The organism is Nocardioides ferulae (assembly GCF_003660455.1).
Lineage (GTDB): Bacteria > Actinomycetota > Actinomycetes > Propionibacteriales > Nocardioidaceae > Nocardioides > Nocardioides ferulae.
Genome location: NZ_QZVR01000009.1, coordinates 137,961 through 151,495, shown reverse-complemented (window position 1 = coordinate 151,495; position 13,535 = coordinate 137,961). Strand labels below are relative to the sequence as shown.

Sequence of the window (13,535 nt, the reverse complement as noted above, 5' to 3'; positions counted from 1 at the left end):
CGCCGCGAGATCGCGGGAATCAGTGACGCCTCGGCGTCAGACGCCGGTGATGCCCTCGCCGCCGCCGGCCTGCTCGTCGAAGTTCTCGTGCTCGAGCAGGTGCAGGACGGGCACGCCGATGCGGCGACGGGCCTGGGAGGTCCAGTCGAGGTGGAAGAACTCCGCGACCACGTGCGGCCGGGTGAGGATGATCGCCTCGCGGCCGTCGACCTCCGCGACCTTCGCGGCGAGCGCGTCGATCGGCGGGTCGGTGACCACCTGTCCGACCGCGGTGGCGCCGGCCTCGCGCAGGGCGGCCAGCGTGGCGGCCAGGTGCTCGTCGCTGCGTTCGCGGCAGTCCTCGCGCACCGCGTCGAGGTCGACCTCGTTCATCGCGATCGCCGGCGAGGCCAGCAGGTCGCCGGCGGTGATCGACCCCATCGCCGCCTCGATCCGGGCCGCGGCGTCCTCGAGCGGGAGCAGCACGTGGTAGGTGACGGGCTGTTCGAGCGCCTCGTGCAGGGACCGGACCTGGGCGGCGTCGGCAGCGCTGAGCGGCTGCTCGATCAGCAGCACCACGTCGTAGTCGGGGGCCTCGCTCATGTCTGCTCCTGCAGTCGAAGGACTCATCCGCCCAGCACACTACCGAGGTCGTAGCCGGCGGGTTCGTCCAACTGGTCGTATCCGCACGAGGCGGGGTCGCGGTCGGTGCGCCAGCGCCGGAACTGGGCGGTGTGCCGGAAGCGGCGCCCCTCCATGTGGTCGTAGGCGACCTCCACGACCAGGTCGGGGCGCAGCGGCACGAACGAGAGGTCCTTGCCCTGGCTCCACCGGCTCTGGGTCCCGGGCACCCGGTCCGGGTTCGCGACCGCCTCGCCCATCCAGGCGCCCCACGGGTGCTCGTCGAACGGGACCACCAGCGGCTGCAGCTGCTCGAACAGCTCGGCGCGACGCTTCGCGGTGAAGCTGGCCGCGACCCCGACGTGCTGCAGCGAGTCGCCGTCGTACAGGCCGAGCAGCAGGCTGCCCAGCAGCGGCTGCTCGGGGGTGGAGGTCTTGTGCTCGCGGAAGCCCGCGACCACGCAGTCGGCGGTGCGCTCGTGCTTGACCTTCAGCATCGTGCGCTTGTTCTGCTGGTACGCCGCGTCGAGCGGCTTGGCGACGACGCCGTCCAGGCCGGCGCCCTCGAACTGCTCGAGCCAGCGCTGGGCCTCGACCGGGTCGGAGGTGACCCGGGTCAGGTGCACCGGGCCGCTGCCGTCGAGGTGGGCGAGGGCGTGCTCGAGGGCGGCGCGGCGCTCCCGCAGCGGCCGGTCGAGGAACGACTCGTCGCCCAGCGCGAGCAGGTCGAAGACCACGAGCCCGGCGGGTGTCTCGCGCGAGAGCAGCTCGACCCGCGACTTGGCGGGGTGGATGCGCTCCTGGAGCCGTTCGAACTCCAGGCGCTCGCCCCCGCCCTCGCCGGGCAGCGCGACGAACAGCTCGCCGTCGACCACGCACCGCTCGGGCAGCTGGCGCTTGACGGCCTCGACCACGTCGGGGAAGTAGCGGGTCAGCGGCTTGGTGTTGCGGCTGGCGAGCTCGACCTCGTCGCCGTCGCGGAAGACCAGGCACCGGAAGCCGTCCCACTTCGGCTCGTAGACCAGCTCGCCGAACGACTCCGGGCCGGGCACCCCCTTGACCGACTTGGCCAGCATGGGCAGCACGGGCGGCATCACCGGAAGGTCCACAACCGCGAGGGTAGGGGTTTGGTTGAACGCTCACCACCGACCTGGCTTAGCCTTGGGCCCGTGTTCGCGAGGACGCATTCCCCGGTTGGTCTGCCGGCAGGGCCCGCCTGACTTTGAATCAGGACTAGCGACGTAGGTTCGACTCCTACCCGGGGAGCCGGCCGATCGACCCGTGCGGCGGGCCCGGACACACAGTCGGCCGGGCCGGAACTGCTGCTCCGGCCCGGCCGACGACCCCCCTGTGAGTCCCCCCTCCGTGACCGCCCGGGACGGCCCGTGACCGGGTAGGTCCACTGTCCCGCCCGGCGGTCCTCCGCGGCGGCGGGCTGTCGGGGGTCCCGCGATCGCGGGGGTGTCATTCGGGGTCGAGTGGGTAGCCGTCGCGCCGGGCCTCGTTGACCAGGGCGATCGCCCCCGGGGCCGGGGTGCGCCCGATCCTGAGGTACTTCATCCGGATGTCGTCGAGGTGGCTCTGCACGGTGTCGCGGGTGATGTGCAGCTCCGCGGCGATCGAGGGTTGCTTGCGCCCGTCGGCGATGCGGGTCAGCACCTCGAGCTGGCGCTCGCTGAGCTCCGCGGCCAGGCGCGGGTCCTCGCACAGGCTCTGGGCGAGCCGGCTGCTGCACACGAACTCGCCGCGGGCGGCCCGCACCAGGGTCGGCTCGAGCGGCTCGAGGTCGAGCTTGAGGTGCACCCCGCTCGCGCCCTGCGCGACCGCGGCCCGCAGCGGCACCGCCGCGCCCACGTTGGTGTAGAGCACGACCTTCGCACCCCACTGCGTGAGCCGGCGCACGTGCGGGGTCGAGCTGGTGTCGTCGCGGCCGAGCATCAGGTCCAGCAGCAGCACCTGCGGTGCGGGCGCGTCGAGGTCGAGCTCCTCGATCGAGGCGTACTGGCCGACCAGGCGCACCTGCCGGCTCGCGGCCAGCTCGTGCTCGACGTACAGCCGCGAGGCGGGGGAGTTGTCGACGATCGCGACGGTGATCAGGTCCACGCGTGCTCCTCGGTTCCGGACAGGTGCTCGTCGGGGAGGTCGGCGAGGCCGGTGCCAGCGGCGCCGGCGGGCGCGACCGGCTGGCGCGGCCAGGGCAGGAGGACGACGGTCTGGTGAGGGGTGGTCTCCACCGCGCACCCGAGGTCGCGGGCCAGCCGGCGCAGCTCGGCCAGCACCCCGTCGGGCAGACCGGGCACCACGGCGAGCCGCCCGCGCCGCGGGTCCCCGGGCACCTGCCGCAGGCTCACCTCGGCGTCCTCCCCGAGGTGCGGCAGCAGCGCGGCGAGGACCCGCCCGTCGGCGCGGTCCTCGGCCCCCGGGGGAAGCCCCTCGGCCACGGTGAGTCGGCCGCCGCGGCCGCGGAACCCCTGCACGACCCGCCGCAGCTCGGCGCCGTAGTAGCCGGGCAGGTAGAGGTCGTCGCGGGCGAGGAGGGCCAGCTGTCGGGCGTCGGCCCAGACCGCCGGGTCCGAGGGGTCGAGCCGGCCCGCTCCGATCGAGCTCAGGAAGGGGCCGAGGTCGGTGGCGGCGTGCGAGAAGTACTGCGAGCGCAGCTCGGCCGCCGCCCGTTCGGCCGCGGTGCGGGCGGCGGCCTCGGCGAGGTCGTGCTCGCGTTCGACCAGGCGCCGGGCCGAGCGGCGCAGGAAGGAGCCGAGCGCCCAGCTGGCCAGCACCGGCAGTGCCACGCTGTTGAGCGCGCCGAAGCCCGGGGCGCCGACCTCCGGGTGCCACAGCACCAGGCCGAGCAGCAGGGCGGCGTCGGGCCCGACCAGGAGCGGCAGCAGCCGCCCCGGCGTGACGAAGGCCAGCAGCGCCAGCGGCAGGCCCAGGAAGCCGACGTACCACGACGCGAACGTGGTCAGGGCGGCCGGCCCGCTCACCGCGACCGCGCCCGCGGTGACGGTCGGGGCGAGCAGGCCGAGCAGGACGAGCATCCCCACCGACGGCCCCCGGCGGTAGGCCTCCACGGCCAGCCCCACGAGCGCCAGGGCGGCCACCAGCACCAGCCACATCGCCGGCGGGCCGGGGTGGGCGATCAGCTGCCAGCCGGCCAGCAGCGCGTTGCCGCCGACCATCGGCGCCAGCACTCCCAGCAGGACCCGGCGGCCCAGCACCGCGGCCTCGCCGTGGTTGCGGCGGAGCTGGAGCGAGGACGCGCGACCCACTCGCCAGGACAGCGCGACGACGGTGCCCTCCCCGGGGCGCGACTCCACCCGGGCCCGACCGCCGGCGGCGCGGACGGGGTCGACGATCGAGTGCTGCACCCCGTGGCCGGCGGTGCTGCCGCGCGGGTCGAACCCGGCACCGCGATCGCGCACCCGCAGCTCGACCCGGTCGCGGCCGAGGGTGAGCACGACCTCGACGTCGCGCACCCCGGAGTGCCGCACGGTGTTGCGCACGGCCTCGCGGGCGGCGAGGTCGAAGGCCCGCACCACGGTGGGCGGAGCCGACGTGAGCCGGCCTCGGGCCCGTTCGACCGTGCAGGTCACCCGCGCGCCCGGCACCGTCTCGAGGCGGGCGAGCACCTCGGCCCAGGGCTCGGGTGCGCTCAGGGGGTCTGCCACCGGGCCGCCTTCCTCAGTTCGTCGTACGCCGCCGCGCACGCCTCCCGGACCCGATCGGGCTCGGGGGCCGGCCTGCTGGCCAGCCGCAGCGCGTCGCTGACGGCGTCGTGCAGCACGGCGACCGCCTCGCCGCGGGCGACCAGCTCGCGCCGGGCGACCTCGCCGGCCACCAGCTCGGCCAGGTGCCGCTCGCGTGCCTGGTCGGTGCGCCGCACGGTCTCGTGCAGGGCCGCGCCCAGGGCCTGGGCGGCGCCGGCCATCGCCACCTGGAGGGCGATGCCGGGGCCGCGGAACGTAGAGGTGCCGTCGGCGAGGTGGAAGCCGAGCAGGGAGAGCAGCGCCGCGGCGGCGATCCAGCACCAGGCCCGGGGGCCGGCGAACACCCCGACGCAGGCCATCAGCGCGCAGGACATCGCGATCTCGTTGGGATAGACCCCGCCCGAGCCCGTCGGGTCGGCCACGCCCCACGAGACGGCGAGCCCGGCGACGGCGCCGGCTGCGTGGCGGGCGCGCAGCGGTGAGGTGGCCAGGTCGGCGGTGAGGATCGTGAACACACCCAGGCCGAGCAGGGCCGTGGGCCGGGTCTCCGCGCGGACGAGCACGCTCCACGCGCAGAGCGCGGCCACCACGGAGGTGATCACCGCCAGGCCCCGGCCCAGCTGAACGCCGGTGGCCCGGGTCGTCTCACCGGCCTCGGGACCACACCATCGGGCCGGCCCGAGAAGCACCGCGCCGATCGTCACAGGGTGACCTCCCGGCGCAGATGCAAGCCGATCCGGCACCGCCGTGACAAGTCGGTCCGGACCAGCCCGGTGGGATCCGGACGGGGCGAGCGGTGCGTGACCGGCGATGCGGCGGCTCCCGTCCTGGGCCGTGGCCCGGCGTGGAACACTGGCCGGACCGATCGGGGCCCAGGCCCCTCCCCGGACCACGGCGGCGCCGGCCCGAGACGGACCGGCGACGTAGGTTCGACTCCTACCCGGGGAACGTGAGCAAGCGAGAGCTGACGGTCGTCGTCCTGGCCGCCGGGGGCGGCACCCGGATGAAGTCGAAGACCATGAAGGTGCTGCACCAGGTGGGTGGGCGCAGCATGGTCGGGCACGTGCTGTCCGCGGTCCGCGCGGTCGAGCCGGACCGGGTGGTCGCGGTGGTGGGCCACCAGCGCGACCAGGTGGGCCCGCACATCCAGGAGTGGGTGCCCGACGCCGTGCTGGCGGTCCAGGAGAGCCAGGACGGCACCGGCCACGCGGTCCGGGTCGCCATGGAGGCGCTCGAGCGCGAGGGGACCCTCGGCGAGGGCACCGTGATCGTGGCCTACGGCGACACCCCGCTGCTGAAGGGCGAGAGCCTGCGCGCGTTCGCCGCCGAGCACGAGGCGGCCCAGTGCGCGGTCAGCATCCTCAGCGGCGTGGTCGACCAGCCCGCCGGCTACGGGCGGGTGGTCCGCGACGACGAGGGCGAGGTGCTCGCGATCGTCGAGGAGAAGGACGCCACCCCCGACATCCGCGACATCCGCGAGATCAACTCGGGCATCCTGGCCTTCGACGCGGCCTTCCTGGCCGAGGCGCTGCCGCAGCTGGACAACGACAACGCCAAGGGCGAGTACTACCTCACCGACACCATCAAGATCGCCCGCGACGCCGGCCTCAGCGTCGGCGCCTACCCGATCGACGACGTGGTGCAGACCGCGGGCGCCAACGACCGGGTCCAGCTGGCCGAGCTCGGCCGGGAGCTGAACAGCCGGATCGTGACGCGCTGGATGCAGGAGGGGGTCACGGTGATGGACCCCGCGACCACCTGGATCGAGGCCGACGTGGTGCTCGAACGCGACGTGACGATCCTGCCGGGGACCCAGCTGTTGGGCGCGACCGTGGTCGCCGAGGACGCCGTGATCGGCCCCGACACCACGCTCAAGGACTGCGAGGTGGGCACCGGTGCCCGGGTGGTGCGCACCCACGGCGAGCTGGCCGTGGTCGGCGCGGGCGCCACCGTCGGTCCGTTCTCCTACCTGCGGCCCGGCACCGTGCTGGGCGCCGCCGGCAAGATCGGCGCCTTCGTCGAGACCAAGAACGCCGAGATCGGCACGGGCGCGAAGGTGCCGCACCTGTCGTATGTGGGTGACGCCGAGATCGGCGAGGGCAGCAACATCGGCGCCGGAACGATCTTCGCCAACTACGACGGGGCGGCCAAGCACCGCACCACGGTCGGCCGGCACGCCAGGACCGGCTCCAACAACACCTTCGTGGCGCCGGTCGCGATCGGCGACGGCGCGGCGACCGGTGCCGGCACCGTGGTCCGCCAGGACGTGCCTCCGGGTGCGCTGGCCGTGAGCAGCGGACCGCAGCGCAACCTGGAGGGATGGACGCTGCGCAAGCGGCCGGGGACCGCCCAGGCCGAGGCGGCCGAGAGGGCGGGAACGAGCGCAGAATCACAGGTGACCGGCTCGGGAACGGACGGGGTTGGGCAACGTCTCGGCGGTGAGGGAGAATCCTGACCGCACCCCCCTCCGGCGACCAGGGAGCAGCTCGTGATCGGGATGAAGCGGACCACCGAGAAGAACCTGATGATCTTCAGCGGTCGGGCCCACCCCGACCTCGCTGAGCAGGTCGCCGACATCCTCGGCACCGACCTGGTGCCGACCTCGGCCTACGAGTTCGCCAACTCCGAGATCTACGTGCGCTACGAGGAGTCGGTGCGCGGCTGCGACGCCTTCGTGATCCAGAGCCACACCGCTCCGATCAACGAGTGGATCATGGAGCACCTGATCATGGTCGACGCGCTCAAGCGCGCCTCGGCCAAGCGGATCACCGTGGTGATGCCGTTCTATGGCTACGCCCGCCAGGACAAGAAGCACCGCGGCCGCGAGCCGATCTCGGCCCGGCTCATCGCCGACCTGTTCAAGACCGCCGGCGCCAACCGGCTGATCTGCGTCGACCTGCACGCCGACCAGATCCAGGGCTACTTCGACGGCCCGGTCGACCACCTGATGGCGCTGCCGATCCTCACCGAGTACGTCTTGGACAAGTACGGCCGCGAGCAGCTGGCCGTGGTCTCGCCCGACGCCGGCCGGATCAAGGTGGCCGAGCGCTGGTCGGCCAAGCTCGGCGGCGTCCCGCTGGCCTTCATCCACAAGACCCGGCGCACCGACCGGCCCAACGAGACGGTTGCGAACCGCGTGGTCGGCGACGTCGCCGGTCGCATCTGCGTGCTGACCGACGACATGATCGACACCGGCGGCACGATCGTGAAGGCCGCCGAGGCGCTGATGAACGACGGTGCCGCCGGGGTGGTGATCGCGGCCACCCACGCGATCCTCTCCGACCCCGCCGTCGACCGGCTCAAGAACAGCCCGGCGATGGAGGTGATCGTCACCGACACGCTGCCGATCGCCCCGGAGTGCGAGTTCGACAAGCTCACCGTGCTCTCGATCGCGCCGCTGGTCGCCCGCGCCATCCGCGAGGTCTTCGAGGACGGCTCGGTCACCTCGATGTTCGACGGGCACGCATAGCCGGCGAAGCCGGGACCGGGGCACCGGCGGACCGGGAGGCCCTACCTGAGATCGTCGCGCCAGTCCTCCCACGCCCGCTTGAGCACCGTCGGGACGTCGCCGCGCAGCGCCGCCTCGAGGGAAGCCACCTGGTCCGCGTCCAGGGCCCAGCGGGGGACCGCGTGCCCGACCTCCTGCGCGAAGGCCTGGCCCCGGCGGCGCGCGATCGCGGGCGCCTGGGCGAGATAGCGCCCGACGTACGGCGCCAGCAGGTCGGCCTGCTCGGCCGACCACAGGCCGTTCGCCAGCGCCTCGAACCGCCGGGTGGAGACCGCGTCGTCGGTCATCTCGCGCCAGGCGGCGTCCTTGGCGTCCGTGGTGGGGCGAGCCGCCAGCGCGGTCGCCGCCGCCAGGTCGCCCTGGGCGCTGCCGTCGCGGCGCCGCTCCCGCTCGATCCGCCCGGCGTCGGCGGCGCCGAGCTCGGCGAGCCGGTGCAGCGCCTGCCAGCGCAGTGCGGGGTCCAGGGTCAGCCCGGTATCGGTGCGGTCGTGCTCGAGCCACGACCCGAGCAGTCCCTCGTCGCGGCTGGTGGCGGCCAGTCCGCGGGCCAGCGCCAGCGTCCGCTGCTCGCCGGCGGCGTGGGAGCGGTCGAGGCCCTCCCGGCAGGCCCGCGCCAGCGCGTCGGCGGCCGCGGCCGCCTCGCCGGCCGGCACCCGAAATGGCACGACGTGGGCGCGGGTGCGGCGCACCACCGCCTCGACCAGCACCGGGTCCGCCTCGTCGGGGAGGAGCCGCTCCACCAGGAGGAGGTAGTCGGTGGCGGGAAGGTCGCGGCTCGCGACCATCTCGAACAGCATCGCCCACACCACGCTCCGGGCAAGCGGGTCCTCGAGCGCGGACAGCCCCGACCGCAGGGCGGACGAGGAGAGCTCGTCGAGCCGAAGCCTCGCGAACGTCTCGCCACCGGCGTTCGGCAGCACCACCCGGCCGGCCCACTCGGGCAGCGGCACGGGCGCATCGCCGAGGTCGACCAGGCGCCGGCCCACCTCGCCGAGCCGCCCGTCGTACGCCTTGACCAGCACCCGGTGCGGACGTGTGCCGTCTCGGTGCAGCACGGGGATCTCGCCGTCCCGCTCGACCCGGATCGTGTCGTGGCCGGTGGTGCGCAGCCACGCCTCGACCCAGCCGCGCACGTCGCGGTCGGTGGCACCCTCGAGCGCGGCGACGAAGTCGGCCAGCGTGGCGCTCCCGAGCCGGTGCCGGGTCAGGTAGTCGTTGACCCCCGCGAAGAACGGCTCGTCGCCGAGCCAGGTGACCAGCTGGCGCACCGCCGCGTTGCCCTTGGCGTAGGAGATCATGTCGAAGTTGCCGAAGGCGGTGTCGACGTCGACGACCTCCTCGGTCACCGCTGCCACCGGATGGGTGGAGCGACGCCGGTCGGCGTCGTAGCCGCCCGGCTTCTGGCCGACCTCGAAGCCGACCTGGGCGCCGGAGAACCCGGCGGCGTCGGCGGCCACCCGGAAGCCGAGGTAGTCGGCGAAGGACTCGCTGAGCCAGCTGTCCTCCCACCAGCGCATCGTGACCAGGTCGCCGAACCACATGTGGGCCATCTCGTGGGCGACGATCATCGCCCGCTGCTCCCGTTCGCGGTCGGTGATCCGGCCCCGGGGCAGCAGCTCGTCGCGGAAGGTGACGCACCCCGGCATCTCCATGGCGCCCCAGTTCAGGCCGGGCACGAAGACCTGGTCGTAGGAGTCGAACGCGTACGGCTCGGTGAACAGGTCGCGGTAGTGCGCGAAGCAGGCCTCGGCGGTGGCGCGCAGCTCCGCCGCGTCCCGGGCGAGCTCGGCGGCGAGGGAGGCCCGGGCGTGCAGCCCGAACGGCAGTCCGGCGTGCTCCCAGGTGACCGAGTGCCACGGGCCGGCGCAGACGACGAAGAGGTACGGCGGGATCGGCGGGGTGGGGGCGAAGCGCCACCGGCCGCCGGAGCGGTCGGCCGCCGACCCGACGCTGCGACCGTTGGCGAGGACGGTCCAGCCCGGCTGCGCGTCCACCGTCAGCGAGACGGGTGCCCGCAGGTCCGGCTGGTCGAAGCAGGCGAGGACGCGCTGGGCGTTGTCCATGCCGCAGTAGGCCGACACGTAGCGCTCGCCGTCGGCGGGGTCGGTGAACGTGTGCATCCCGTCGCCGTCGGTGACGTAGGGCAGTCGAGCCTCCACCACCACCTCGGTGCGCCCGGACAGGCCGTGCAGCGGCAGCCGGTCGGCCGAGTAGCCCGGGTCGGCGACGGCTGCCCCGTCGACCCACACCCGCACGTCGCGACCGCCGGCCAGTTCGAGGAACGTCTCGGGCCCGGCGGCCACGAACCGCACCACGGTGCGGCTGGCGAAGCCGTCCGCCGGCGGGCCGGTGAGGTCGAGGTGGACGTCGTACTCCACCGCGGAGACCGCGGCGGCCCGGGCCCGGGCCTCCTCCAGTGTCAAGGACATGCCACTGAACCTAGAGGAGACGGCGCTCGGGCGATTGGCGCCGCCGCGGTGAGCGCGGTTAGACTGTCGCGGTTGCCTCGGCGAGGGAGCCCCGGAGACGGGAGCTCCGTGATCGACAGGGCCGGCTGCATGACCACGCCGCGCTGCTCGATCACGCCTCGAGAGCGCGGCGTTCGTCGTCCCGGCGTCTTCTGCCGGGCGACCGCGTCGCGGCCGGGACCGGCCGCCGGCAACCCACCGCCACCAGCTTCCACACCGCCCCGCACGAGGAGTCGCAGCATGTCCGCCGAGAAGATCACCGCCGAGCGCCGCACCGAGTTCGGCAAGGGCGCCGCCCGCCGCATCCGTCGTGACGACAAGGTGCCCGCAGTCATCTACGGCCACGGCGCGGACCCGATCCACCTCACCCTGCCGGGCCACGACACGATGATGGCGCTCAAGCACGGTGGCGCGAACGCCCTGCTCGAGATCGACCTCGACGGCGAGACCCACCTGGCACTGACCAAGCAGGTCCAGATCGACCCGATCAAGCGGTTCCTCGAGCACGTCGACTTCGTCGCGGTCCGTCGCGGCGAGAAGGTCACCGTCGACGTCCCGGTGCACCTGGTCGGCGAGGCGAAGCGCGACACCCTCGTCGTCACCGAGAACGCCACCGTCTCGATCGAGGCCGAGGCGACGCACATCCCCGAGTTCATCGAGATCTCGATCGAGGGCGCCGAGGCCGGCACCCAGATCACCGCCGCCGACCTGACCCTCCCGTCGGGCTCGACGCTGCTGGTCGACGCCGACACCCTGATCGTCAACGTGACCGTCGCGCAGAGCGCCGAGCAGCTCGACGCCGAGCTCGCCGAGGCCGAGGCCGAGGTGGGCATCGAGAAGGACGAGCCCGAGGCGCCCGCCGAGGGCGAGGGCGACACCGCCGCCGAGTGATCGCGGCGAGCCGGCCGGTCCCGGGCGACCACCCGGGCCGGTGACCGTGCTCGCGCACCTGTTTCGACGGAAGGGCCGGGACTCCCCGATGAGCGACTCCGCTGCACCCGTGTGGCTGGTGGTCGGGCTGGGGAATCCCGGCCCGGCCTACGCCGGGCACCGGCACAACGTCGGCTACCTGGTCGTCGACGAGCTGGCCCGCCGGCTGGGCTCCGGGTTCCGGGCCCACAAGTCCGGCCGGGCCGAGGTCGTCGAGGGGCGGCTCGGCGCCCCCGGCTCGCTCGGGCCCAGGCTGGTGCTGGCCAAGCCTCGCTCCTACATGAACGAGGTGGGCGGGCCGGTCAAGGCGCTCGCCACGTTCTACAAGGTGCCGGTCGAACGGGTGGTGGCGATCCACGACGAGCTCGACATCGGCTTCGGCACCCTGCGCATCAAGCGCGGCGGCGGCGACAACGGCCACAACGGGCTGAAGTCGATGCGCTCCTCACTGGGCACCGGAGAGTTCTACCGCGTGCGGGCCGGCATCGGCCGCCCGCCCGGCCGCCAGGACGTCGCCGACTTCGTCCTGTCGAACTACTCCTCGGCCGAGCGCAAGGACCTGCCCTTCCAGGTCGACTCCGCCGCCGACGCGGTCGTGAGCCTGATCACGGACGGCCTGGAGAAAACTCAACAAACCTTCAACTCCTGACGCAGCTGGTTTGAACTCCCCCGATTGACGCAGACTGCCCCTAGGCGCTCGGGCCGCCTAGGGGAGGGACTGTCCAGTCCCAATTGCTGTCTGTGGGGGAACACGTGAAAGCCGAACCTGACGCGCCCGCGCCGCCCGACGGGCGGGGCCCGACCTCCGAACCGCTGCCAACCGCCCCCGACGAGTCGGTGCGGGCCCAGGCCGACCGCGCGGCGAAGTACGTCGAGCAGGTCCTCGACGATCTCGACCGGATGTTCGCCGACACCGTCGAGGAGCGGCTGGCCACGGTCGCTCGCCGCGCCTGCTCGTGGTTCGGGGCGTCGGGGTGGTCGGTGTGCTTCCTCGATCGCGGCCGGCCGGTCTCGGTCCGCCAGGAGCGTCCAGGCGGAGAGCCCGCGGGGCCGGGTGAGGTGGCCCTGGCGCTGGCGACCGCGCTGCCGTCGGCTCGGCAGGCCTTCGAGGGCAGCTCCTTCGTCGTGCACGGCGACGGCCTCGCCGGCCCTGCGGCCGCGTCCGGCACGCCGGTGGGGACGGTGATCGGTGCGGGCGGCTACGACGTCGACGCGCTGCAGTGGCTCGTGTGCCTGTTCGCCGACGACCGAGCCGGTGACCTGTGGGTGGGTCGCGCGGCGCTCCTGGCTGCGGTGCAGGCCGCGCTGGGCTTCCCGCGCGCCCCGCGCGGCGGCCGCTGACCCGTCCGGGTGCGTCGCCGGGACGCGGGTCAGACGCCCAGCGTGTCGAGCACCGCGCCCAGGTGGCGGCGGAAGCATGCCTTCCGGTCGACCAGGAAGGCGCCGAGGTGGCCGTAGAGGTCGAGCGCCACGTAGCCGTGCACGCTCACCCAGGCTGACACCATCGCCAGACAGGGCTCCTCGCCGACCTCGTGGCCGGTCCGCTCCGCAACCTCGCGGCGTACGGCTGCGGCCGGCCGGGTGAGCGCCTGCGGACCCGTGGCGGCCTCGGGGGCGCACGCCACCTCGCCGCGCCCGATGCCGTCGGCGAGCACCTCGAGCGGGACCTGGTACAGCCGGTGGAGGTTGGCCGGGTCCGATGGCGCCGGCTCGTCGGCGCGCAGCAGGGACTGGTCGGTGGCGAAGAGCAGCTCGAACTCGCCGGGATGGGTCAGCGCCCAAGCTCGGTAGGCGGTGAAGACCGCCTCGAGGCGACCCCGGGTGTGCTGCCCGGCCGTCAGGTCCGCCGCCGTGCGGAGGGCGTCGGTGGCCTGCTCGTAGGCGGTCAGCGCCACGGCGGAGACCAGTGCCGTCTGCGAGTCGTAGTAGCGGTAGATCGCCGACGGGGTGAGCCCGACCTCCCGCGCGACCGCGCGGAGTGAGAACCCCCGCACGCCGTGCTCGGTCAGCTGGCGCTGGGCCGAGGAGGTGATCTCGTCGAGGGTGACCTGGCGCTGCCGGTCGCGACGAGAGATCGCTCGGTCCTCCGACTCACCCATACGGGTGGCTGAGTCAGGGTGGCTGCTCGAGGTGTTCACCGGCGGCGGCATCCCTTCGAGTGTCCGGCCGCGTATGCGATCAGCCCGGACTGTAGCGGGCTCGGGCGCTGTTGTCCGGCGAAGTCCCGCGTGTTGAAAAGTCGGGCCGTAACTCCCGACGGAGAACACCGTTCACACAGTGAATGCCGTTCACGAAGCGGTCCGCTCCAGACCATGGGGGGTC

General features: G+C 73.7%; 12 protein-coding genes and 1 tRNA gene. 6 read left to right on the top strand and 7 right to left on the bottom strand.

The features are described 5' to 3' along the window. Window positions 1–36: 36 nt before the first annotated feature. Window positions 37–582 (bottom strand): hypothetical protein, encoded by a 546-nt coding sequence (locus D6B71_RS13410; protein ID WP_121255814.1) that lies wholly within the window; start codon window positions 580–582, stop codon window positions 37–39. A gap of 23 nt (window positions 583–605) precedes the next feature. Next, entirely contained in the window at window positions 606–1,709 is a 1,104-nt protein-coding gene (locus D6B71_RS13405; RefSeq protein WP_121255812.1) for an ATP-dependent DNA ligase, read from the bottom strand. A gap of 78 nt (window positions 1,710–1,787) precedes the next feature. Between D6B71_RS13405 and D6B71_RS13400 the strand changes: the two genes are divergently transcribed. Further along, window positions 1,788–1,866, top strand: a tRNA-Gln gene (locus tag D6B71_RS13400). 198 nt (window positions 1,867–2,064) lie between these two features. Here D6B71_RS13400 and D6B71_RS13395 read toward each other — a convergent pair. The 3 genes from D6B71_RS13395 to D6B71_RS13385 are packed head-to-tail and all read right to left on the bottom strand — an operon-like array spanning window position 2,065 to window position 5,011. Further along, the gene (locus D6B71_RS13395; protein WP_121255810.1) at window positions 2,065–2,703 is read right to left on the bottom strand and encodes a LuxR C-terminal-related transcriptional regulator; all 639 of its coding nucleotides are present in this window, start codon (window positions 2,701–2,703) and stop codon (window positions 2,065–2,067) included. Then, a complete protein-coding gene (locus tag D6B71_RS13390; RefSeq protein ID WP_121255809.1) occupies window positions 2,694–4,268 on the bottom strand; it encodes a sensor histidine kinase in 1,575 nt (524 codons plus the stop codon). Before D6B71_RS13390 ends, D6B71_RS13395 begins: the two co-directional genes overlap by 10 nt. Further along, window positions 4,253–5,011: a hypothetical protein gene (locus tag D6B71_RS13385; RefSeq protein WP_121255807.1), complete on the bottom strand. Its 759-nt coding sequence runs from the start codon at window positions 5,009–5,011 to the stop codon at window positions 4,253–4,255. Before D6B71_RS13385 ends, D6B71_RS13390 begins: the two co-directional genes overlap by 16 nt. A 245-nt stretch (window positions 5,012–5,256) precedes the next feature. Here D6B71_RS13385 and glmU point away from each other — a divergent pair, with 245 nt between their 5' ends. Then, a complete protein-coding gene (glmU, locus tag D6B71_RS13380) occupies window positions 5,257–6,762 on the top strand; it encodes a bifunctional UDP-N-acetylglucosamine diphosphorylase/glucosamine-1-phosphate N-acetyltransferase GlmU (protein ID WP_121255805.1) in 1,506 nt (501 codons plus the stop codon). A gap of 33 nt (window positions 6,763–6,795) precedes the next feature. Beyond that, window positions 6,796–7,776 carry a ribose-phosphate diphosphokinase gene (locus D6B71_RS13375; protein WP_276311004.1) on the top strand — a complete coding sequence of 327 codons (981 nt, stop codon included), beginning with the start codon at window positions 6,796–6,798 and terminating at the stop codon, window positions 7,774–7,776. Between the two features lie 41 nt (window positions 7,777–7,817). Here the strand turns inward: D6B71_RS13375 and pepN are convergent, their stop codons facing one another. Further along, on the bottom strand, window positions 7,818–10,244 hold the full coding sequence (gene pepN / locus D6B71_RS13370) for an aminopeptidase N (protein ID WP_121255803.1): 2,427 nt from the start codon (window positions 10,242–10,244) through the stop codon (window positions 7,818–7,820). A gap of 279 nt (window positions 10,245–10,523) precedes the next feature. Between pepN and D6B71_RS13365 the strand changes: the two genes are divergently transcribed. From D6B71_RS13365 to D6B71_RS13355, 3 genes are all read left to right on the top strand, one after another. Next, a complete protein-coding gene (locus D6B71_RS13365; protein ID WP_121255801.1) occupies window positions 10,524–11,174 on the top strand; it encodes a 50S ribosomal protein L25/general stress protein Ctc in 651 nt (216 codons plus the stop codon). An 88-nt stretch (window positions 11,175–11,262) separates the two neighbouring features. Further along, a complete protein-coding gene (gene pth / locus D6B71_RS13360) occupies window positions 11,263–11,862 on the top strand; it encodes an aminoacyl-tRNA hydrolase (RefSeq protein WP_121255799.1) in 600 nt (199 codons plus the stop codon). Window positions 11,863–11,966: 104 nt separating this feature from the next. Next, window positions 11,967–12,554 (top strand): hypothetical protein, encoded by a 588-nt coding sequence (locus D6B71_RS13355; RefSeq protein WP_126688268.1) that lies wholly within the window; start codon window positions 11,967–11,969, stop codon window positions 12,552–12,554. A gap of 29 nt (window positions 12,555–12,583) precedes the next feature. On the opposite strand, the gene D6B71_RS13350 is transcribed toward D6B71_RS13355, so the two are convergent. Next, window positions 12,584–13,312: a TetR/AcrR family transcriptional regulator gene (locus tag D6B71_RS13350; protein WP_164519657.1), complete on the bottom strand. Its 729-nt coding sequence runs from the start codon at window positions 13,310–13,312 to the stop codon at window positions 12,584–12,586. Window positions 13,313–13,535: the final 223 nt, after the last annotated feature.